Genomic DNA, 22,265 nt, shown 5'->3' with positions numbered 1-22,265 from the left:
GAGCGGGAGGCTCAGTGGGTCTCGGGACGGAGGACCTTGGTCCGGAGGACCGACTCGTTCAGGTTCATCTGGCGGTCGAGCTCCTTGACGACCGCAGGCTCGGCCTGCAGGTCGAGGACCGAGTAGATGCCCTCGGGCTTCTTCTTGATCTCGTAGGCGAGACGGCGACGACCCCAGGTGTCGACCTTCTCGACCTTTCCGCCACCGTCACGGACGACGGAGAGGAAGTTCTCGATCAGCGGGGAGACAGCGCGCTCCTCGAGATCGGGGTCGAGGATGACCATCACCTCGTAGTGACGCATGTGGAACCCACCTCCTTTGGACTCAGCGGCCACGGTCGTTCCGTGGCAGGAGGGTTGTGATGCGTACGCAACGGTATCGGCCGCCACTGACAATCGGGGCCAGTCGACGGTTGACCCGGCTCGGCCTGGGCAGACACCGGTGCAGACGCTACAGAGTACCCGCACACGAGCTTCCGGTTGAAATCCGACCGCGTAGCCCGTCAATCTGTACACATCGGGTGTGTAAGGCGCTACGATGCGCCGCCTTCCGCAGGAGGTGCCCCATGGCACAGGTATTGCGACCCAACACCACCGGTTCTCTCTTCGCCACGGACGGAAAGGCCCATCCCCTCCAGGACACACTTCTTGTGGTGACCCTGGTGCTCGGTATCACGGCCTTCGTCACGGCGATGTTCCACAGCCTGCATCTGATCAGCTCCTGGACCGGCCTGGTGGGGATCATCACCGGTGCCTACGGACAGTTCGTCTCCATCACGACCCGGCAGCGCTTCGGGTTGATCCTGGGCCTCGGGGCCTCGGCTATCGGACTCTTCCTCGGCATGGCCCACGGCGGGCTCTTCGGCGGGATCGTCGGCGGTTGAGCGCGGGGTCGTCCGACGGCTCCTGGCAGGGCCGTCGGACGACCCGGATGGGCACACAGGTTCCGTACGGCCATTCGGGGCGGCGACAGGGCGCAGTAGGCTTCGGCGCGAGAGCCGGAGCCCCTGTACCCATGGGGACACACCAGCCCGAGGAGCGCCCCGAATGAGCCTGACCCTGAGGACGATCAGCCGCGAGCAGCATCTGGCGTACATCCAGAGCCTGCCGTCGGCGAGCCACATGCAGGTCCCGGCCTGGGCAGACGTCAAGGCGGAGTGGCGGTCGGAGAACCTCGGCTGGTTCGACAAGAACGGCGAACTGGTGGGCGCGGGACTGGTGCTCTACCGCCAGCTGCCGAAGCTCAAGCGCTACCTCGCGTACCTGCCCGAGGGTCCGGTCATCAACTGGTTCGCGCCGAATCTGGACGACTGGATCCGGCCGATGCTGGCCCACCTCAAGCAGCAGGGCGCCTTCTCGGTGAAGATGGGCCCGCCGGTCATCATCCGGCGCTGGGAGGCCACCTCCATCAAGCAGGGCATTCAGGACCCGGACGTGAAGCGCCTGCGCGACATCGAGGCGGACTTCATCGAGCCGCGCGCCTTCGAGGTGGCCGACAAGCTACGCCGTATGGGCTGGCAGCAGGGCGAGGACGGCGGAGCCGGCTTCGGCGACGTGCAGCCCCGCTACGTCTTCCAGGTGCCGCTCGCCAACCGTTCCCTGGAAGAGGTCCACAAGAACTTCAACCAGCTGTGGCGCCGCAACATCAAGAAGGCCGAGAAGGCCGGTGTCGAGGTTGTCCAGGGCGGTTACCACGACCTCGAGGAATGGCAGCGGCTCTACGAGATCACGGCCGTGCGCGACCACTTCCGGCCCCGCCCGCTGTCGTACTTCCAGCGCATGTGGACGGCCCTCAACACCGAGGACCCCAACCGCATGCGGCTCTACTTCGCGCGGCACAACGGCGTGAACCTCTCGGCGGCGACGATGCTGATCGTCGGCGGGCACGTCTGGTACTCCTACGGGGCGTCCGACAACATCGGCCGTGAGGTCCGTCCCTCGAACGCGATGCAGTGGCGGATGCTCCGCGACGCCTATGCGCTCGGTGCCACCGTCTACGACCTGCGCGGCATCTCCGACTCGCTGGACGAGACCGACCACCTCTTCGGTCTCATCCAGTTCAAGGTGGGCACCGGCGGTCAGGCGGCCGAGTACCTCGGCGAGTGGGATTTCCCCCTCAACAAGCTGCTGCACAAGGCGCTCGACATCTACATGTCGCGCCGCTGAGGCCGTAGTTCCCGTGCCGGGGCGCCCGTGCGGCCCGGCATGATCCCCGTCGGTCCGGCGGATCCGTCACAATTCCCTTTCAGACCTCTGACACACCCCAGCCACGAGAAAGGTTCCGGGACCGGCCATGGCGCTCACGCTCTACGTCGACACCGCGCGCTGGCGGGCACACCACAAGCACGTGCAGGAGCAGTTCCCGGGGCTCGTCCCCGTCTGCAAGGGCAACGGCTACGGCTTCGGCCACGAGCGGCTGGCGGAGGAGGCCACGCGGCTGGGCTCCGACGTGCTCGCCGTGGGCACGACGTACGAGGCGGCCCGGATCAAGGACTGGTTCGGCGGTGACCTGCTGGTGCTGACGCCCTTCCGGCGGGGCGAGGAGCCCGTACCGCTGCCCGACCGGGTCATCCGCTCGGTGTCGTCCGTCGACGGCGTGTACGGGCTCGTGGGCGCCCGTGTGGTGATCGAGGTGATGTCCTCGATGAAGCGGCACGGCGTCAGCGAGCAGGACCTGCCGCAGTTGCACTCCGCCATCGAGAACGTCCGCCTCGAGGGCTTCGCCATCCACCTCCCGCTCGACCGCACCGATGGCTCCGACGCCGTCGAGGAGGTCATCGGCTGGATGGACCGGCTGCGCGCGGCCCGGCTGCCGCTGCACACGATGTTCGTCAGCCACCTCAAGGCCGAGGAGCTGGTCCGGCTGCAGCAGCAGTTCCCGCAGACGCGCTTCCGGGCCCGTATCGGCACCCGGCTGTGGCTGGGGGACTACGAGGCCACCGAGTACCGCGGGGCGGTCCTGGACGTCACACGCGTCTCCAAGGGAGAGCGCTTCGGGTACCGGCAGCAGAAAGCGGCCTCGGACGGCTACCTGGTCGTCGTAGCGGGGGGAACGTCGCACGGTGTGGGTCTGGAGGCCCCCAAGGCCCTGCACGGCGTCATGCCGCGCGCCAAGGGTGTCGCCCGCGCCGGCCTCGCGACGGTGAACCGGAACCTCTCGCCCTTCGTCTGGGCGGGCAAGCAGCGCTGGTTCGCCGAGCCCCCGCACATGCAGGTCTCGATCCTGTTCGTTCCCGCGGATGCGACGGAGCCCAAGGTCGGTGACGAGCTGGTGGCGCATCTGCGGCACACCACCACGCAGTTCGACCGGCTCGTCGACCGCTGAACGGCACAGCCTGAAGCGCCCAGCAGCTACGACAGGGGCCGCACACGGATTCCGTGTGCGGCCCCTGTCGTAGCACCTCTGCGTCCCGTTCGCTCAGGGCGAACACTTGCCCGTGGGCTCGACAGACTGGCTGCCCCACTCCACGTGCGGCCCGTCGAAGTGCGCCGCGTGCCGCGGCGGATGAGCGGCGGCTCCCAGTACGAACGCATCCGGCGCCCCGTCCAGGACACCGCCCGACGGGTCGTCGTCGCCGGCCTTGCGCACGACGTCCCGTTCCGGCATGAGGATGTCGCGGACGACGACGGCGCACAGGTAGAGCGTCCCCAGCAGATGGACGACGATGGCCACTTGGTACCCGTCCGTCGGTAGACCCTTGTGGGCATCTCCACTGGTGGTGTATGCGAGGTATGTCCAGATCCCGAGGAAGTACGCCACCTCGCAGGCCTGCCAGATCAGGAAGTCACGCCAGCGCGGGCGGGCCAGTGCGGCGAGGGGGACCAGCCACAGTACGTACTGGGGCGAGTAGACCTTGTTGGTGAGGATGAACGCCGCGACGATCAGGAAGGCAAGCTGCGCGAAACGCGGGCGCCGCGGGGCCGTGAGCGTCATCGCGGTGATACCCGCACAGGCCAACAGCATCGTGATCATCGCGCTGGTGTTGGCCGTGTCCTTGGTGATCTCGATGTTCATCCAGCGCGAGATGAACAGAAAGACGGAACCGAAGTCGACGCCCCGCTCACGGCTGAAGCTGTAGAACTTCAACCAGCCCTCGGGAGCCAGGAACATCACCGGCAGATTGACCACGAGCCAGGCCCCCACGGCCCCCAGCACGGCGGTCGCGTACTCACGCCACTTGCCAGCTCGCCAGCACAGCAGAAGAAGCGGCCCGAGCACCAGGAACGGATAGAACTTGGCTGCCGTGGCGAGACCGACCAGAACCCCGAAAGCCAGCGCCCGGCCCCGCGACCACATCAGCATCGCGGCGGCCAGCAGGGCCACGGCGAGCAGATCCCAGTTGATGGTGGCCGTCAACGCGAAGGCGGGCGCGAGGGCCACCAGGAGGCCGTCCCAGGGGCGGCGCCGGTGAATACGCGCGGTGCACACGGCGATGACCACGGCGCACACCATGAGCATCCCCGCGTTGACCATCCAGTAGGTCTGCTCCCGGGCCTGCAGGGCGCCGCTGCCCGGGGTCAGCCATGAAGCGACCTCCATGAACACACCGGTGAGCACTGGGTACTCGAGGTAGCTCATGTCGCCGGGAAGCTTGTCGAAGTAGGGCACGAGCCCATCGGCGAAACCGCGCCCCTGGTAGAGGTGCGGGATGTCCGAGTAGCAGGCGTGGGTGTACTGCGAACTGGCGCCGAAGAACCAGCCGCTGTCGTAGCAGGGCAGCTTCTGGACCATACCGAGGGCGAACATGCCGATCATGACGAGCGCCACGACCCGCACGGGAGTCCACCAGGACGTCCCGAGCAGCGCGCGCCGTCCGACAGGACCGCCGATCAGCTCGCTGCCGGCCGCGGCGACCGCGTCCTCCCGGGTCGGCCGCACGACGTCCGGCTCGTGGACGCTGGCTCGCGTCGTCTCTGCACTGGGCATGGGGCTCATCCTGCCGCATCCGGCTAGGAAAACGGCGAGGGCCGCCACACCTGCCCGGTGTGACGGCCCACTCCGGCCGATGTTTCACGTGAAACGGAGCGTTTCACGTGAAACACATGGAGTGACGACTAGCCGTTCGTTCCTGCGAAGAGGCCGCCGTTGCCGTTGCCTCGACTGCCTCCGGGGCTGGTCGACCCCGTGGGCGACGGCGTCACTCCGCCCGTGCCGCCGGTGCCGGTACCGCCGTTGTTGCCACAGCCCCAGCCGAACTTGCCGCAAGTGTCGCTCGGCGTCGGCGTGGGCGAGATCAGCGACTCACTCGGCGTCGGGGTCGGCGTCGGGCTGTCCGTAACGCTCTGCGTGGGCGTCGGCGTCACGCTCGGGCTCGGGGTGTCGTTGATGACCGTACCGATGGGCTCGGGCGTCGGGAACTGCACCGAAGGCTGGCCCTGGAGCGCCTGCTCCATGTAGTCGTGCCAGATCTCGGCCGGGAACGAGGCACCGTGGATCTTCTTCTGACCGCCCGTTCCATACATCTTCAGGAAGGTGCGGTTCTTGTTCGCCGCGTTGTCGTCCATGCGGTACATGCCGATCGCGGTCGACAGCTGCGGGGTGTATCCCACGAACCAAGCAGACTTGTTGTCGTCTGTCGTACCGGTCTTGCCGGCCACGTCGCGGCCGGTAAGCCGCGCCGCTGTACCGGTGCCCTTGTCGACCACGGTCTTCAGGACGTCGGTCACGTTGTCGGCGACCTTCGAAGTGAAGGCGTCCTTGGTCTTCTTGACGTGCTGGAAGACCGTTCCGTCCTTGCTGCTGACCTTGTCGACCGAGTAGGGGTCGTTCTGCTGACCGCTGGCCGCGAAGGTCGCGTAGGCACCTGCCATACGGATCGCGCTCGGGTCAGAGGTACCAATGGAGAACGAGGGGAAGCTGGAACTGGCCAGGCTGGACTTCAGGATGCCGGCGTCCAGGGCCGACTGCTCGACCTTGTCCAGGCCGACGTCCATGCCGAGCTGGACGTAGACGGAGTTGACCGAGTACTGCATCGCCTCACGCAGGTCGATCTTGTAGTCAGGCGCTTTTCCGACCGACTCGTTGCCGTCGTTGGTCTGCAGCCACTCCTTGTTGTCCTTGTCAGTCCAGACCGTCCCGTCGTATTTCTTGATCTTGAGCTTGTTCTTGCCGCTGTACAGGCTCTTCGGAGAGGCGACCGTACGCTCGTCCTGCGCCTGCTCCTCTCCGAGATTCTTGTTGCGCACCCCCCACTCCATCGCGGCCGCCAGCACGAAGGGCTTGAACGTCGAACCCACCTGGGCGCCGGTCGAGTCGGCATTGTTGGTGAAGTGCTTGGTCGCGTCCTCACCGCCGTAGATCGCCTTGATGGCGCCGGAGGCGGGTTCCACGGAAGCGCCGCCGAACTGGACAAAGGTGTCCGTATTCGGGCGCTCCTTCGGTTTGATGTTCTTGTCCTGGACGTTCTTGACCGCGTCGTGGAGCTCCTTGACCTTCGTCTTGTCGAAGGTCGTGTAGATCTGGAGTCCGCCCTGCTGCAGCTTCTGCTGGGTGATGTGGGTCTGGTCGCTGTGGGTGACCAGGTAGCTGTTGGCCAGATCGACGAGATAACCCGTCTGACCGCTCAGCCGGGTGTTCGACCGCGGGTTGTCGACATGGGGCAGGGTCTTGTACTTGGCCCGCTCCGTGGCGCTCAGATGGCCGTACTGAACCATCTTGTCGAGGGTGTCCTGCATTTGCAGCGTGGCCCGCCGCTGGTTGGCCTCAGCATTCGCGGACGGGTCGATGGATGGGTTACCCGCCGGGTCGTAGTACGTGGCGCCCTTCAGCATCGCCGCGAGGAAGGCGCACTCGCCCGGGTTCAGCTTGATGGCCTGCTTGTTGAAGTACGCACGTGCGGCCGCCTCGATGCCGTAGGCGTTCCGGCCGTAGTACGCGGAGTTCAGGTAGCCGGCCAGGATGTCGTCCTTCTTGACGGTGGCGCCCACCTTGATGGAGATGAAGATCTCCTTGAACTTCCGGGTGATCGTCTGAGACTGGTCGTCCAGCCTCGCGTTCTTCACGTACTGCTGGGTGATGGTGGAGCCGCCCTGGGTCTGACCGCCCGTGGCCATGTTGAAGACGGCGCGCGCGATGCCGTTCGGGTCGATGCCGCTGTCGGTGTAGAAGGTCTTGTTCTCCTGGGAGATGACGGCATACCGCATCGCCTGGGGGATCTGCGAGAGGTTGACGATCTGGCGGTTCGTCTCACCGCCCGTGGCCACCATCTGGGTGCCGTCCGACCAGTAGTAGACGTTGTTCTGCGCGGTCGCGGTCTGCGCGACGTTCGGGACGCTCACCATCGCGTACCCGATGCCCGCGACCGCCACCAGGCCTCCTATGAAGCCGATGAACATCCCGGTCACCAGCTTCCACGACGGCACCCAGCGCGCGGCTCCGTACTTGCCCGCCCGCGGGTAGTCGATGAGGCGCTTCTTGGCGGGAGGAGCGCCTCGCCCTCTGCCGCGCCCGGGTCCGTTCGGGCCGCCGGGGTTTCGTCCGGGGCCGTCGGGCGCTCTGCGCCGACCGCCCCCACCACTTCTCTGTGCCGCCCGCCGGGCCTCGGCACGGCCACCGTACGGGCGTTCTTCACCCCCCGCTCCATAGGAGTCGGAAGGGGACCCGGTGGCGCCTCGCGGTGCCGCGCGGCGGCTGGAGGGCGCCGGCTGGCCGCGTCGGGCCGCGGCACGTCCGCCTTCCTGCGGCTGCTGCGGTTTGCGACGGTGCTCGCTCATCGAACGATTACTCCTCGGGCAGGCGCATCCTGACGCGCCTGGAAACGGCGGCTGGTTTCCGGTCCCCCCGAAGTACGGATGCGGTCGTTTTGTCATTCACCCGTACTGCACCAAGGACGAGGACGTCCCCCGGCGTCACTCGGTTCCCGGTGATGTGCATGCCGCACAGACTACGCACCGCCAAAACCCCCCTAGCTCCGAAGTTCATCCCAAAACAGGCAACTTGCCTCCTACGAATTGGTGATGTGACCCCGTTCACCGTGCCCCCTCTTGTCGCATCGCGAGGCGCGTTCTATCGTCTTGATGTATCGAGCCGATACATCAGCTCGACATAAAGGCCGTGCGGACAAGACAGTGACCGAGAGGAGGCGCGGATGAGCCGGCGTTCCGGGATCCTCGAGTTCGCCGTTCTCGGCCTGCTCCGCGAGTCCCCGATGCACGGCTATGAGCTGCGCAAGCGACTCAATACGTCACTGGGCGTATTCCGCGCGTTCAGCTACGGGACGCTCTACCCGTGCCTCAAGACGCTGGTCGCCAACGGCTGGTTGATCGAGGAGTCGGGCGGCGGCCCCGACGACGCCCTCGCCGCTCCGCTCGCGGGGCGCCGCGCCAAGATCGTCTACCGGTTGACGGCGCAAGGTAAGGAGCACTTCGAGGAACTGCTCTCGCAGACGGGTCCCGACGCATACGAAGACGAGCACTTCGCCGCTCGTTTCGCCTTCTTCGGACAGACCTCCCGTGACGTGCGCATGCGCGTCCTCGAGGGCCGCCGCAGCCGACTGGAGGAGCGCCTGGAGAAGATGCGCGCCTCGCTGGCACGCACCCGGGAGCGCCTCGACGACTACACCCTTGAGCTCCAGCGCCACGGAATGGAGTCCGTGGAGCGCGAAGTGCGCTGGCTGAACGAGCTCATCGAGAGCGAGCGGGCTGGCCGGGACCTCAGGGGGTCCGCTGCCGACGGCTCTGCTCCGAACAGCACATCGGGAGAGACGGGCGGCCTGCCCCGGCACCGGGACAGCACCCGGCCGGATCCGTCCGACGACACCACCACGTGAGGTCCATTCGGGGCTTCACCCAGTACACACAGGGAGCAACCGGAATGGGTTCGGTTCGCGTAGCCATCGTCGGCGTGGGCAACTGCGCCGCGTCGCTGGTGCAGGGAGTCGAGTACTACAAGGACGCCGACCCGGCGTCCAAGGTCCCGGGTCTGATGCACGTCCAGTTCGGCGACTACCACGTCCGTGACGTCGAGTTCGTCGTCGCCTTCGACGTGGACGCCAAGAAGGTCGGTCTCGACCTGGCGGACGCCATCGGCGCCTCGGAGAACAACACCATCAAGATCTGCGACGTGCCGTCCACCGGTGTGACGGTCCAGCGCGGCCACACTCTCGACGGTCTCGGCAAGTACTACCGCGCCACCATCGAGGAGTCCGCCGAGGCCCCGGTCGACATCGTCCAGGTCCTCAAGGACAAGCAGGTCGACGTCCTCGTCTGCTACCTGCCGGTCGGCTCCGAGGCCGCCGCGAAGTTCTACGCCCAGTGCGCCATCGACGCCAAGGTCGCCTTCGTCAACGCCCTTCCGGTCTTCATCGCCGGCACCAAGGAGTGGGCCGACAAGTTCACCGAGGCGGGTGTCCCGATCGTCGGTGACGACATCAAGTCCCAGGTCGGCGCCACCATCACGCACCGCGTCATGGCGAAGCTGTTCGAGGACCGGGGTGTCATCCTGGACCGCACGATGCAGCTGAACGTCGGCGGCAACATGGACTTCAAGAACATGCTCGAGCGCGAGCGCCTGGAGTCCAAGAAGATCTCCAAGACGCAGGCCGTCACCTCTCAGATCCCCGACCGGGATCTCGGCGAGAAGAACGTCCACATCGGCCCGTCCGACTACGTTGCCTGGCTCGACGACCGCAAGTGGGCGTACGTCCGTCTCGAGGGCCGCGCCTTCGGCGACGTTCCGCTGAACCTGGAGTACAAGCTCGAGGTCTGGGACTCCCCGAACTCCGCGGGTGTCATCATCGACGCCCTGCGCGCCGCGAAGATCGCCAAGGACCGCGGCATCGGCGGCCCGATCCTCTCCGCCTCCTCGTACTTCATGAAGTCCCCGCCGGTCCAGTACTTCGACGACCAGGCCCGGGAGAACGTCGAGAAGTTCATCAGGGGCGAGGTCGAGCGCTGACGACGGCGCCACCCCCGCGTCCGGACCGCACCACCGGTCCTCCTCGGGTCCCCGGGCCATGTGCCCGGGGACCGACGCGTATGTGAGGCTGTGCACCATGTCCGTCGTGCGCGACCTGCGCGTCCTCCTGCGCTTCAGGGACTTCAGACGCCTTCTCGCCGTGCGTCTGCTGTCTCAAGGCGCCGATGGCGTCTACCAGGTCGCACTCGCCACCTATGTGGTCTTCTCCCCCGAGAAGCAGACCTCCGCCGGAGCGATCGCCGCCGCCATGGCCGTGCTGCTCCTGCCGTACTCCCTCGTCGGCCCCTTCGCGGGCGTGCTGCTGGACCGCTGGCGGCGCCGCCAGGTGTTCCTCTACGGCAATCTCCTGCGGACCCTGATGGCCTGTGTGACGGCCGTGCTGATGCTCGGCGGTGTCCCCGACTGGCTGTTCTACGTCTCCGCGCTCTGCGTCACGGCGGTCAACCGTTTCATCCTCGCGGGACTGTCCGCGGCACTGCCCCGCGTGGTCGACGACGAGCGTCTGGTGATGGCCAACTCGCTCTCCCCTACGGCCGGCACGCTCGCCGCGACGGCGGGCGGCGGACTCGCCTTCCTCGTCCGTCTGGTGGCCGCGGACTCCGACGCGGCGGTGGTGCTTCTGGGCGCCGCCCTGTATCTGGGGTCGGCCGTGGCCTCGCTGAGCCTGGCGCCGGAACGGCTGGGCCCCGACCGGGAGTCGGTGCCGCCGAGGCTCGGTACGGCTCTCGCCGACGCCACACGCGACTTGGTGGCCGGTGTGCGGCACCTCGCGGCACCACAGCGTCGGGAGGCTGTCCGGGCGCTCATCGCGATGGCGCTGATGCGGTTCTGCTACGGCGCGCTTCTCGTCCTGGTGCTGATGCTGTGCCGGTACGCCCTGTCCTCGGACGCCGACCACGGACTGACCCTGCTGGGGCTGGCATTGGGGATCTCCGGCGCCGGGTTCTTCGCTGCCGCCGTGGTGACCCCGTGGGCGGCGGGACGGCTGGGCCCCGGCGGCTGGATCGCCGTGTGCGCTGCGGCCGCCGCGGTGCTGGAGCCCGCGCTCGGCCTTGCGTTCGCCACCGGCCCCATGCTGGTGGCCGCCTTCGTCCTGGGGCTGATCACGCAGGGCGCGAAGATCTCCACGGACACGATCGTCCAGCACACGGTCGACGACGGCTTCCGTGGTCGGGTCTTCTCCGTCTACGACGTGCTCTTCAACGTCGCCTTCGTCGGTGCGGCAGCGGTAGCCGCCCTGATGCTGCCTCCTGACGGCCGCTCAGTCGCCTTGGTGGTCACGGTTGCCGTGGTCTACGCGGCCGTTGCTGTGGCTATGTACCGCTTTGAACGCCGGTAAGTGTCACATGAAGGCTACGGAGCCCCATCCAGCTTCAGAGTTGACACTGCGGACCGGTAACTTACGGGCGTCTTACTTCGCGCCATGCGCATTCACGTTCGAGGGGGACCCCCAAAGTGACTACTCCGCCGCCCCAGGGCCCGAATCCATACGCTCAGCAGCCCACGGCGCCCATGGGGCAGCAGCCTGGCCAGCCGGGTTTTCCGCCGCAGCAGGCCGGCTACCCCGGAGTCCCCCCGCAGGGTGCCCCGTACGCCCCGTTCCCGAACCAGGGAGCTCCGGCCCCGATACCGCCGCAGGCCGGCCCCAGCAAGCGTGGGGGCAAGAAGGCTCTCCGGATCGTCGGGATCATAGCTGTCATCGTCATCGGCGCCGCCGTCAAGTTCGGCATCGGCTTCTGGTTCAGCGAGACCGACGCGGAGACGACGTCGGTCGGCTCATGCATGCACAACGACGGTACGGACAACAACGCCGACCTCAAGGAAGTCGACTGCTCCTCCAGCGGGGCCCAGTACAAGGTCGTCCAGAAGTTTGACGGCAGCAGCGACGAGAACAAGTGCCAGAACGTCAAGGACGCGGCGATCTCCTATATTCAGTCCGGCGGCGGCCACGACGTCGTGCTGTGTCTGCAGGAAACCAAGTAATACGGCGACCTAGACGGCGAAGGGGCGATGTTTCACGTGAAACATCGCCCCTTCGCATGTCCACGGGGTCATGTTTCACGTGAAACATGACCCCGTTCCCATGCCTCAGCCCTGCTCGGCCCACCACTCCTTGAGTGCGGAGACCGCAGCGTCACGTTCCATGGGACCGTGCTCCAGACGGAGCTCCAGCATGTGCTTGTACGCCCGACCGACGACCGGGCCGGGACCGACACCCAGGATCTCCATGATCTCGTTGCCGTCGAGGTCGGGGCGGATCGAGTCCAGCTCCTCCTGCTCCTGGAGCTCGGCGATGCGCCGCTCCAGGCCGTCGTACGCACTGGACAACGCGGCCGCCTTGCGCTTGTTCCGGGTCGTGCAATCGGACCTGGTGAGCTTGTGGAGGCGGTCGAGGAGAGGGCCCGCGTCGCGCACATAACGGCGTACCGCGGAGTCCGTCCACTCGCCGGTGCCATAGCCGTGAAAGCGCAGATGAAGCTCGACCAGGCGCGAGACGTCCTTCACCAGGTCGTTGGAGTACTTCAACTCCGTCATCCGCTTCTTGGTCATCTTGGCGCCCACCATCTCGTGGTGGTGGAAGGAGACCCGGCCGTCCTGCTCGAACCGCCTGGTCTTCGGCTTCCCGATGTCGTGCAGCAGAGCCGCGAGCCGCAGGGTGAGGTCCGGACCGTCCTTCTCGAGCGCCATCGCCTGTTCCAGCACGATCAACGTGTGGTCATAGACGTCCTTGTGCCGATGGTGCTCGTCACGTTCCAGTCGCAGTGCGGGAAGCTCCGGGAGGACATGGTCGGCCAGCCCCGTCTCGACCAGCAGCCTCAGTCCCTTGCGGGGGTGCGAGGACAGGATCAGCTTGTTCAGCTCGTCGCGGACACGTTCGGCGGACACGATCTCGATCCGTCCGGCCATCTCCTTCATGGCCACCACAACCTCGGGAGCGACCTCGAAGTCGAGTTGAGCCGCGAAGCGCGCGGCCCGCATCATCCGCAGCGGATCGTCCGAGAACGAGTCCTCAGGGGTACCGGGGGTGCGCAGCACACGGGCGGCGAGGTCCTCGAGCCCGCCATGGGGGTCGACGAACTCCTTCTCCGGCAGAGCGACGGCCATCGCGTTGACCGTGAAGTCGCGACGGACGAGGTCCTCCTCGATGGACTCGCCGTAGGACACCTCCGGTTTGCGTGAAGTCCGGTCGTAGGACTCCGACCGGTAGGTCGTCACCTCGATCTGGTAGCCGTCCTTCTGCGCGCCGACCGTTCCGAAGGCGATGCCGACGTCCCATGTGGCGTCCGCCCACGGCCGGACGATCTTCAGAACGTCCTCGGGGCGGGCTTCGGTCGTGAAGTCCAGATCATTGCCGAGCCGGCCGAGGAGGGCATCCCGCACCGAGCCGCCGACCAGGGCGAGCGAGAACCCGGCCGCGTGGAATCGGCGGGCGAGGTCGTCGGCGACAGGGGACACCCGCAGCAGTTCACTGACCGCGCGGCGCTGTACCTGACTCAGGGCACTGGGATTGTCTTCATTGGCATTCGGCACAGCAGAAAAGGGTACGTGGCCTTGGCCCGGACGGACGCCTCCATTAAACGTGCACAAGTGCCCGGCATCACACTTCCCTGAATAGGGGAACATCTGGGACATATCAACGCCGGGCCCCGATCTTCGAGCATGGACCGCGGCACTTCCGTTCCGCGCATCTCGTTACCATGCGGGGACGCACATTCCGACGACCACTGACGACGACGAGGGACGGGCGAGCGCGTGGCCGAGGCGGCAGACTTTCAGGGGATGAATCCCTCACCTGCCCGTCGGTGGCTCCGGCGTACCGGAGCGCTGATCGCGGGCGCGCCTCTGCTGGCCGGCCTGTTGCAGCTGCCCGCCGGCCCGATGGCGCACGCCGCGGAGAAGGGCTCCCCGACGGATGCCGGCGGTTCCCGTACGGCCAGTGTCTCCCTCGACTCGCTCACCCCGAGCGCGCCGAGCGACGGCGACACGCTGACCGTCTCGGGCACGGTCACCAACAACAGCAAGCAGGCCGTCACAGGGGCCCATGTGGGACTACGGGTCAGCCCGACGCGTCTGACCAGCCGCTCGGCCATCGACGACGCCGCCGGCCGCACCGGCTTCCAGCAGAGCGCCGACGGTGCCGAGATCGGCGACAAGTACACCGAGAAGTTCGACAAACTTCCCCCGGGTATCGCACAGGCCTTCAACATCTCCGTGCCGGTCAAAGATCTGGATCTCGGCTCCGACGGGGTCTACCAGCTCGGCGTCTCGCTTTCCGGCCAGACCGCCGCCGAGCCGTACGAGCACGTACTCGGCATCCAGCGGACCTTCCTGCCCTGGCAGCCCGACGGCGCCTCAGTGAGGACGAAGACGACGTACTTGTGGCCGGTGATCTCCCCGGTCCACATGACCGCCGAGACGCTGCCCAACCAGCAGCAGACACCCGTGTTCCAGAACGACGACCTGGCCCAGGAGCTCTCTCCGGGCGGCCGTCTCTCCCAGCTCCTGTCGCAGGGCAGTGGCCTCGACGTCACCTGGGTGATCGACCCCGATCTTCTTGCCTCCGTGGACGCGATGACCGGCACCTACAGCGTCAAGGGCGAAAGCGGCAGCGTCACGCCGGGCAAGAACCAGGGGGTCGCCAAACAGTGGCTCGCCGACCTGGAGAAGGCGGTCCAGAACAAAGAGGTCGTCGCTCTCCCCTTCGCCGACCCCGACCTCGCCTCGTTCGCGCACGACGGCAAGAACGTCACCGGCTCCCTGAGTCACCTCAAGGACGCCACGGACGTCGCGGGGAGCACTGTGGAGACCATCCTCCACGTGAAACCCGAGACGGACTTCGCCTGGCCCGTGAACGGCGCGATCGACCCCTCCATCGTCAAGGTCGCCACCTCTGCGGGCGCCGACAAGGTGATTGCCCGCAGCGACAGCCTCCAGGACAACCAGCTGTCCTACACGCCCACCGCCGCTCGCCCCATCGGCGGCGGGACGACGGCCGTGGTCGCGGACGCCGGCCTCTCCACGGCGTTCGAGGGCGACATGACCTCTGCCGGCGGCTCCACGCTCGCCGTGCAGAAGTTCCTGGCCCAGAGCCTGATGATCAACCTGCAGGAGCCGGACAAGGAACGCAGCATCGTCGTGGCCCCCCAGCGGATGCCGTCCGGCAGCCAGGCGCAGTCGATGGCACAGGCGCTGACGGCCCTCCAGAGCACCCGCTGGTCGCAGTCCGCCGGGCTGTCCGAAGCGGCCAAGGTCAGGCCGGATCCGAGTGCCACGACAAAGGTGCCGTCCGCGTACCGCTACCCCTCCTCACTGCGCAAGGCCGAGCTTCCGCAGTCGGCCTTCCAGCAGATCGAGGACACCCAGGACAAACTCGACAACTTCAAGGTGATCCTCAGCGACCCCTCGCGGGTCGTCACTCCCTTCGGCCGCGCCATAGATCGCGCCACGTCCACCTCCTGGCGCGGGCACACCACCCAGGCGTCCGTGTTCCGCCTGGACGTGGGGTCCTACCTCCAACTGCTCACCAACCAGGTCCGGCTGATCGACAAGTCCGAGACCAAGCTCTCGGGCCGCAGCGCCACGATCCCCGTGACCGTGCAGAACAACCTGATGCAGGGGGTCGACCATCTGGTGCTGCGGCTCACCTCGCAGCAGCCGACCCGGCTGAAGGTCGGCAACGGCCCCTACTACGAGCAGCCCATCACCGTCTCGGGCGGCCACAGCCAGTCCGTGAAGTTCACCACCACGGCCAACGCCAACGGCCGGGCCGCCGTGGTCGCCCAGCTCTTCACACAGGACGGACAGGCGTACGGCCCCCCCATCACCTTCGATGTGAACGTAACGGAGATCACGCCCACGGTGATGCTGGTCATCGCCGGCGGTGTCCTCCTGCTGGTGCTCGCCGGATTCCGCATGTACACCCAGCGCAAGCGGATCGCCGCGCGCCAGGCCGAGGAGGAGTGCGAGTCCGGCCCGCAGGGGCCGGACGCCGATTCGGAACAGAGGGGTCTGAACAAGGGTGCGGACGGCCCCGTAGACACTGGGGACACCGGAGGTTCCGCCATGGCGCCCGAACAGGAGTCGGACGCTGAGACCGGGGCAGACGCCCCGGAGCAGCCGAGTGACCCGACACCCGACACCGGACACCGCACCGGAAAGCGCCGACCCGTCCGGCGCGGGTGAGAGAGTGGACCGTTGAGCGATGTCGTGGCCGGTGGGCCTGGTGACAATGAGGTGGGGTAACCATGAACGCGCCGTACGACGGTGACCGCGGCCAGAGTGCCGCGGGCAGCCAGGGCCACCCCGGGGGCCCGCCGCCGCACGAGCCCGGCCAGATGCCCTCGCAGCCGCCGGCGGACATGTACCTCCAGGACGCCTACGACCAGGACCCCTACCGCGCACAGGACCTCTCTGCCCAGGACCCGGTGGCCGAAGCGCTCTACGATCGCGCCGCGCACCCCCCGCCGCCCCCCGGCAGCTACCAGCCGCAGCAGCCCCTGTACGCACAGCCGTCGCCACCGCAGTACGCCCCCGACCCGCGCGTGTGGGTACAGCCGCCCACACCGGAACCCGAGGGGCCCTCGCAGTACCTTCCGTACGGCGACGACCCGCGCACGACGCAGTTCGTGGGAGTCGACGACCTGGTCACCCGAGCCGGCGAGGAACACCACGAGCCGGACGCCTTCGCTCATCTCTTCCGTGACCAGCAGCAGGGTGGCGGCCATCCCGCCCATCTCTACATGGAGCAGCCGTCCGTGCCCGGCCCGGCTCCGGCGCAGTCCGCCCACCACAGCCCGGCGGGACAGTACCCGGGGCCCTCGTACGCTCCGCCGGCCCAGGACACCCGGGCATACGCTCCCGTGCCTCCCTCGGCCGCCGCGCCGGCGGCGGCGCCTGCCCCGGCACCCGTGGCCGCGCCGAAGGGCGGACGGGCCTCAGGCCTGCTGAAGTCCAGCGCCGTCATGGCCGCGGGCACCATGGTCTCCCGCCTCACCGGCTTCATCCGCTCCGCGCTGATCGTGTCGGCGCTGGGCCTCGGGCTCCTGGGCGACTCGTTCCAGGTCTCCTACCAGCTCCCGACGATGATCTACATCCTTACCGTCGGCGGCGGTCTCAACTCCGTCTTCGTGCCCCAGCTCGTCCGTGCGATGAAGGAGGACGAGGACGGGGGCGAGGCGTACGCCAACCGCCTGCTGACGCTCGTCATGGTGGCGCTGGGCGTGCTGACCGCACTGGCGATGCTCGGCGCACCCCTGCTGGTCCGGTTCCTGTCCGTCCCCGTGGCCAACGACCCGGCCGCCAACGACGTCGCCGTCACCTTCACCCGCTACTTCCTGCCGTCGATCTTCTTCATGGGCATCCATGTGGTGATGGGGCAGATCCTCAATGCGCGCGGGAAGTTCGGCGCGATGATGTGGACCCCGGTCCTCAACAACATCGTCATCATCGTGACGCTCGGTGCGTTCATCTGGGTCTACGGCACTGCCGCGGACTCCGGGATGACCGTCCACACCATCCCGCCGGAGGGCGAGCGGCTCCTGGGCATCGGTGTTCTGCTGGGACTGGTCGTCCAGGCCCTGGCGATGATCCCGTACCTCCGCGAGACCGGCTTCCGGCTCCGGCTGCGCTTCGACTGGAGGGGCCACGGCCTGGGCAAGGCCGCGATGCTCGCCAAGTGGACGGTCCTGTTCGTCCTCGCCAACCAGGCGGGCGCCATGGTCGTCACCCAGCTGTCCACGGCTTCGGGCAAGGCTTCCCCCGTCAAGGGCACCGGCTTCGCCGCCTACGCCAACGCCCAGCTGATCTGGGGCCTCCCTCAGGCGATCATCACCGTGTCCCTGATGGCCGCTCTGCTGCCGCGGATCTCACGCTCGGCCGCCGAGGGCGACGACGGGGCCGTCCGGGACGACATCTCCCAGGGACTGCGCACCACCGCCGTCGCGATCGTGCCCATCGCCTTCGGGTTCCTCGCGCTCGGCATCCCCGTGTGCACCTTGATCTTCGGTTCCTCCGGTATCAACGACGCGACCAACATGGGCTTCATGCTGATGGCCTTCGGCCTCGGCCTGATCCCGTACTCCGTGCAGTACGTCGTGCTCCGCGCCTTCTACGCGTACGAGGACACCCGGACCCCCTTCTACAACACGGTCATCGTGGCCGTCGTGAACGCGGGCGCCTCGGCGGTCTGCTACTTCGTGCTCCCGGCCCGCTGGGCCGTGGTCGGGATGGCGGCCTCCTACGGCCTGGCGTACGCGATCGGTGTCGGCGTCGCCTGGGCCCGGCTGCGCAACCGGCTGGACGGCGACCTGGACGGCTCGCGGGTGGTGCGTACGTACGCACGGCTGGGGATCGCCTCGGTGCCGGCCGCTCTGCTGAGCGGTGCGGCCTGCTACGAAATCGGCCACACGCTGGGCCAGGGCGTGGGCGGCTCGCTCGCCGCCCTGGTCTGCGGTGGCGCACTGCTTCTCGGTGTCTTCTACGTCGCCGCACGGAAGATGCGCATCGAGGAACTCAACTCAATGGTCGGCATGATCCGCGGGCGTCTCGGGCGCTGAGGCGGGGGTAGGCGCACAACCATCGCCCGCTGCTGTGTGTCGTGCATAGCGACGGAGTGTGGGCACAATTGGTTTCTGCGTCGGTCAGTGCGCAACGGATGGGGAGGCAGGAACGACGGTGGCGGAACGGAGCACGGCTGCCGTCGACGTGGCAGACAACAGCGGTGACGAGCCGCTGACCGCCAAGGCGGACCAGACCACGTCCGACGGGGTGGCCCAGGACCGGGAGCGGGATACGGACGGCGACGAGGCACAGGGGAGTGGCGGGACCGAGGGTCCCGGAAAGGCTTCGTCTCCCGAGTTGCACAGCGGCCACAAACTCGCCAGACGCTACCGCCTCGAGGAGTGCGTCACCCGTCTGGACGGATTCAGTAGTTGGCGTGCGGTGGACGAGAAACTCCGGCGTGCCGTCGGCGTTCACATCCTGCCGGCGGACCACGTACGGGCACGTTCCGTGCTGGCCGCGGCACGCTCCTCCGCACTGCTCGGCGACCCCCGCTTTGTGCAGGTCCTGGACGCCGTCGAGGAGAACGACGTCGTCTATGTCGTGCACGAGTGGCTGCCCGACGCCGCCGAGCTGACCACCCTGCTCGCCTCCGGGCCACTGGAAGCGCACGACGCCTACCAGATGGTCACGCAGGTCACCCAGGCGATGGCCGCCGCCCACCGCGAGGGCCTGGCCCATCTGCGCCTGAACCCGGGCACCATCCTGCGGACCTCCTCCGGCCAGTGGCGCATCCGCGGTCTCGCGGTGAACGCGGCGCTGCGCGGCATCGGCTCCGACACCCCGCAGCGCACCGACACCGAGGCCATCGGCGCGCTCCTGTACGCCGCCCTCACCCAGCGCTGGCCCTACGAGGACGACGCCTACGGACTGTCCGGGCTGCCCAAGGGCGTGGGCCTGATCGCGCCCGACCAGGTGCGCGCGGGCGTCCACCGCGGTCTGTCCGAGCTCTCCATGCGTGCGCTGGTCAATGACGGTGCCACCGCCTCCCGGCACGAGTCTGCGTGCACCACGCCGGAGGAGCTGGTGAAGGCGATCGGCGAGATGCCCCGCATCCGGCCGCCGGAGCCGGCGTTCACCGCGCCGCCCGAGTACCAACGCACCACGTACCAGCAGGGCACCTACGGCCGCCCCTCGGCGCATCCGGGCGCCACCGCACCCGTTCCGGCCCCGCCGCCCCCGCTGCAGAGCCCCACCGGAAAGGCGCTCAAGTGGGTCGTGTCCGCCTTGCTGATCGCCGCCTTGGGGCTGGGGAGCTGGCAGCTGGCGGAAGCGCTCATGGACCACGGCGAGAAGTCCAACGACACGCACCAGACGCAGACGACGGACGGGAACGACAAGAACGGCGGCAGCCCGGCCACGCCGGTCAGGACGCTCAAGATCCAAGGCGCTCAGGAGTTCGTGGCCAAGGGCGACGCCCAGCACCCCCAGGACGTCGGCAAGACGTACGACGGCGACAGCTCGACGTACTGGAAGAGCAACACCTTCATAGAAGGTCCCGCGCTCGCTCCGTACAAGCCGGGCGTGGGCATCGTCTACGACCTCGGCTCGGCTCAGGAACCCGCCAAGGCGACCATCGGGCTCCGCTACGCAGGCGATCACACGACGGTCGACCTGTACACAGCCGACTCGCTGACGCCGGCCTCGATGGATTCGATGCGGAAGATCGGTTCCGTCACGACGAGCGGCACCACGGCCACCGTGAAGGTCGCCGCATCGGCGAAGACGCGGTACGTCCTCGTCTGGATCACCGCTGTGCCGTACTCGGGAAGGGATGCGAGTGCCTACAGCGACCCGGGCTACAAGCAGGCCATCACCGAAGTGAAGTTCACGGGCTGACGTCCACGTCGAAGGCAGGGAGCGATCAACGCCCTGTTGCCCGAGGCTCGGCTCCTGGGTGGTCTCGCAGGACACCCAGGGGCGCGACCGGTACCGCACGGCTTGGAGGGCTCGCCGATTTCGGTGGGCCCTCAGCCAAATCATGGAGGCGTCGGGGGCATAGCCGGGAAGATCCGGCACCACCGCGTTGACCGTCCTGACTCTGTGGCATCCTGTTGGTCAGTTTCCGAGTCGGGTAACAGCGTCACGGTTGCCTCCCCTAGGGAGTCGGGGGAAATGCGTGGATAGCGGGCGGGGCCAAGCCGATCTCTCAGATTCCGATCTCCTCGCCCGTCATGTCGACGGCGATCCCGACGCCTTCGGCGAGCTCGTGCGCCGGCACCGCGACCGGCTCTGGGCCGTCGCTCTGAGGACGCTCGGGGACCGCGAGGAAGCCGCCGACGCCGTTCAGGACGCCCTCGTCTCCGCCTACCGGGCCGCCCACACTTTTCGTGGCCAGTCGGCCGTCACCACGTGGCTGCACCGGATCACGGTGAACGCCTGCCTCGACCGCGCCCGCAAGGCGGCCTCCAGGAAGACCTCGCCGGTCGACGACACAGAGCGGCTGGAGCAGCTCCTGGAACCGCATGAATCCGCGTCCGCTCCGGCCGAGCGCAATGACCTGCACCGTGAGCTGCTGGAAGCCCTGGGCACTCTGCCGGCGGATCAGCGGGCTGCGCTTGTCCTGGTGGACATGCAGGGATATCCGGTCGCGGAGGCCGCCCGCATCCTCGATGTGCCGACCGGGACGGTGAAGAGCCGCTGCGCCCGCGGCAGAGCCAGACTGCTGCCGCTGCTCACTCATCTCCGGGCGGAAAGTGGCGGCGGGGACGGCAAGAAGTCGGCCGGTGGACGGAACCGGGCGGAGGGGACGTCCGTCCCACCCGCAGCAGGACCACAGGATGTAGGGCCAAGCGATTCAGCTGCTGTGAAGGGCGGAGGTGGGCGAGCGTGACATCCACGACCGGCACAGCCGGACACCCGGAAGTCGAAGAGCTTTCCGACCTCAGTGAAGGTGTTCTCCCGCCCTCCAGGAGCGCGGACGTACGGCGGCACCTCGACGACTGCGCCCTCTGCCGCGACGTGTACGCCTCCCTCGAGGAGATCCGCGGTCTCCTGGGCACGTTGCCAGGACCCGAGCGGATGCCGGACGACGTGGCCGGGCGCATTGACGCGGCACTTGCCGCGGAGGCTCTGCTCGACGCGACAGCGCCCAACGCCACGGAGGGCCCCTCTCCAGCGACTGCCGACGCTGATGTTTCACGTGAAACATCGCCCTCTTCCCCGACCGTCCGCCCGCCGGGTCACGGTCGTGCCACCACCGGGCCCGGTCGCATCAAGCGCTCTCGTCGCGGCCGCCCCAGGACTGTGGCTCTGGCAGCCGTCTTCACAGCGGCCGCTGTGGGACTGGGGACCCTACTGGTACAGACGCTGTCCGACGACTCCGCAAAGGCTCCGCAGGCGACCCCCCAGGCGCACACCGACGCGGCACACACCTACGCCGAGGGCACCCTGCAGAGCCAGGTGGCGAACATGCTCGCCGGGAGGAAGAAGACGGGAGACGGCCGGTCCGGCAGCTCCAAGCCGTGGGGCCTCGAGTCCGACGGCGGCACGACGGAGTCGTCCGGCATGCAGCCGAACACGACGCTCCAGGGCACCACCGTCAGCGTCCCGGAGTGCATCGAGCGGGCCGTACCGACGAACCTGGTCGTGCTCGCCGCCGACACGGGCGTCTTCCGGGGCACCGCGGTCTATCTCGTGATCACTCCCAACTCCACCGACAGCGACAAGGTCACTGCGTACATCGTCGACGCCGCGTGTGTGAAGCAGGTTCCTGTGTCGCCCGGCAAAGTGCTGCTGTCCCACTCCTACACCCGCTCCTGAGGCCTTGCCGTCCCACTCGCCCGCCCACT

The 22,265-nt window shown here is 67.8% G+C and carries 15 protein-coding genes and 1 pseudogene; 12 read left to right on the top strand and 4 right to left on the bottom strand.

Annotated elements, in window-relative coordinates:
- Positions 1-11 precede the first annotated feature (11 nt).
- The gene (rpsF, locus tag ACQEXA_RS28865) at positions 12-302 is read right to left on the bottom strand and encodes a 30S ribosomal protein S6 (protein ID WP_359390571.1); all 291 of its coding nucleotides are present in this window, start codon (positions 300-302) and stop codon (positions 12-14) included.
- Positions 303-565: 263 nt separating this feature from the next.
- On the opposite strand from rpsF, the gene ACQEXA_RS28860 reads away from it, so the two are divergent.
- The 3 genes from ACQEXA_RS28860 (at position 566) to ACQEXA_RS28850 (ending at position 3,324) form a co-directional block, all read left to right on the top strand.
- Complete coding sequence (locus ACQEXA_RS28860; RefSeq protein ID WP_433131510.1) at positions 566-883, top strand: hypothetical protein; 318 nt, start codon at positions 566-568, stop codon at positions 881-883.
- A gap of 163 nt (positions 884-1,046) precedes the next feature.
- The gene (gene femX, locus ACQEXA_RS28855; RefSeq protein WP_359390565.1) at positions 1,047-2,165 is read left to right on the top strand and encodes a peptidoglycan bridge formation glycyltransferase FemX; all 1,119 of its coding nucleotides are present in this window, start codon (positions 1,047-1,049) and stop codon (positions 2,163-2,165) included.
- Positions 2,166-2,292: 127 nt separating this feature from the next.
- Complete coding sequence (locus tag ACQEXA_RS28850; protein WP_432930083.1) at positions 2,293-3,324, top strand: alanine racemase; 1,032 nt, start codon at positions 2,293-2,295, stop codon at positions 3,322-3,324.
- A gap of 93 nt (positions 3,325-3,417) precedes the next feature.
- Here the strand turns inward: ACQEXA_RS28850 and ACQEXA_RS28845 are convergent, their stop codons facing one another.
- Both ACQEXA_RS28845 and ACQEXA_RS28840 read right to left on the bottom strand, forming a co-directional pair.
- On the bottom strand, positions 3,418-4,926 hold the full coding sequence (locus ACQEXA_RS28845) for a glycosyltransferase family 87 protein (RefSeq protein ID WP_433131508.1): 1,509 nt from the start codon (positions 4,924-4,926) through the stop codon (positions 3,418-3,420).
- 128 nt (positions 4,927-5,054) lie between these two features.
- A complete protein-coding gene (locus ACQEXA_RS28840; RefSeq protein WP_432930086.1) occupies positions 5,055-7,712 on the bottom strand; it encodes a transglycosylase domain-containing protein in 2,658 nt (885 codons plus the stop codon).
- Between the two features lie 374 nt (positions 7,713-8,086).
- Here ACQEXA_RS28840 and ACQEXA_RS28835 point away from each other — a divergent pair, with 374 nt between their 5' ends.
- From ACQEXA_RS28835 to ACQEXA_RS28820, 4 genes are all read left to right on the top strand, one after another.
- A complete protein-coding gene (locus ACQEXA_RS28835) occupies positions 8,087-8,767 on the top strand; it encodes a PadR family transcriptional regulator (protein WP_433131506.1) in 681 nt (226 codons plus the stop codon).
- 44 nt (positions 8,768-8,811) lie between these two features.
- On the top strand, positions 8,812-9,894 hold the full coding sequence (locus tag ACQEXA_RS28830) for an inositol-3-phosphate synthase (protein ID WP_432930091.1): 1,083 nt from the start codon (positions 8,812-8,814) through the stop codon (positions 9,892-9,894).
- 97 nt (positions 9,895-9,991) lie between these two features.
- Positions 9,992-11,254 (top strand): MFS transporter, encoded by a 1,263-nt coding sequence (locus ACQEXA_RS28825; protein ID WP_432930093.1) that lies wholly within the window; start codon positions 9,992-9,994, stop codon positions 11,252-11,254.
- Between the two features lie 116 nt (positions 11,255-11,370).
- A complete protein-coding gene (locus tag ACQEXA_RS28820; RefSeq protein WP_432930095.1) occupies positions 11,371-11,898 on the top strand; it encodes an LppU/SCO3897 family protein in 528 nt (175 codons plus the stop codon).
- Positions 11,899-12,003: 105 nt separating this feature from the next.
- On the opposite strand, the gene ACQEXA_RS28815 is transcribed toward ACQEXA_RS28820, so the two are convergent.
- A complete protein-coding gene (locus tag ACQEXA_RS28815) occupies positions 12,004-13,446 on the bottom strand; it encodes a CCA tRNA nucleotidyltransferase (protein ID WP_432930097.1) in 1,443 nt (480 codons plus the stop codon).
- 222 nt (positions 13,447-13,668) lie between these two features.
- Between ACQEXA_RS28815 and ACQEXA_RS28810 the strand changes: the two are divergent.
- From ACQEXA_RS28810 to ACQEXA_RS28790, 5 genes and pseudogenes are all read left to right on the top strand, one after another.
- A pseudogene (locus tag ACQEXA_RS28810) lies at positions 13,669-16,114 on the top strand (DUF6049 family protein).
- 46 nt (positions 16,115-16,160) lie between these two features.
- Positions 16,161-18,470 (top strand): murein biosynthesis integral membrane protein MurJ, encoded by a 2,310-nt coding sequence (gene murJ / locus ACQEXA_RS28805; RefSeq protein WP_433131504.1) that lies wholly within the window; start codon positions 16,161-16,163, stop codon positions 18,468-18,470.
- Between the two features lie 118 nt (positions 18,471-18,588).
- A complete protein-coding gene (locus tag ACQEXA_RS28800) occupies positions 18,589-20,313 on the top strand; it encodes a protein kinase family protein (protein WP_432930101.1) in 1,725 nt (574 codons plus the stop codon).
- A 280-nt stretch (positions 20,314-20,593) separates the two neighbouring features.
- Positions 20,594-21,307 carry an RNA polymerase sigma factor SigM gene (gene sigM / locus ACQEXA_RS28795; RefSeq protein WP_432930103.1) on the top strand — a complete coding sequence of 238 codons (714 nt, stop codon included), beginning with the start codon at positions 20,594-20,596 and terminating at the stop codon, positions 21,305-21,307.
- Positions 21,304-22,236, top strand: coding sequence for an anti-sigma factor family protein (locus ACQEXA_RS28790; RefSeq protein ID WP_432930105.1), 933 nt, complete (start codon positions 21,304-21,306; stop codon positions 22,234-22,236). The genes sigM and ACQEXA_RS28790 overlap by 4 nt, the downstream gene beginning before the upstream one ends.
- Positions 22,237-22,265 lie beyond the last annotated feature (29 nt).

Source organism: Streptomyces sp. CA-106110, from assembly GCF_050936285.1.
In the GTDB taxonomy this organism is placed as follows: Bacteria; Actinomycetota; Actinomycetes; order Streptomycetales; family Streptomycetaceae; genus Streptomyces.
This window is presented reverse-complemented; position numbering and strand designations above follow the sequence as displayed.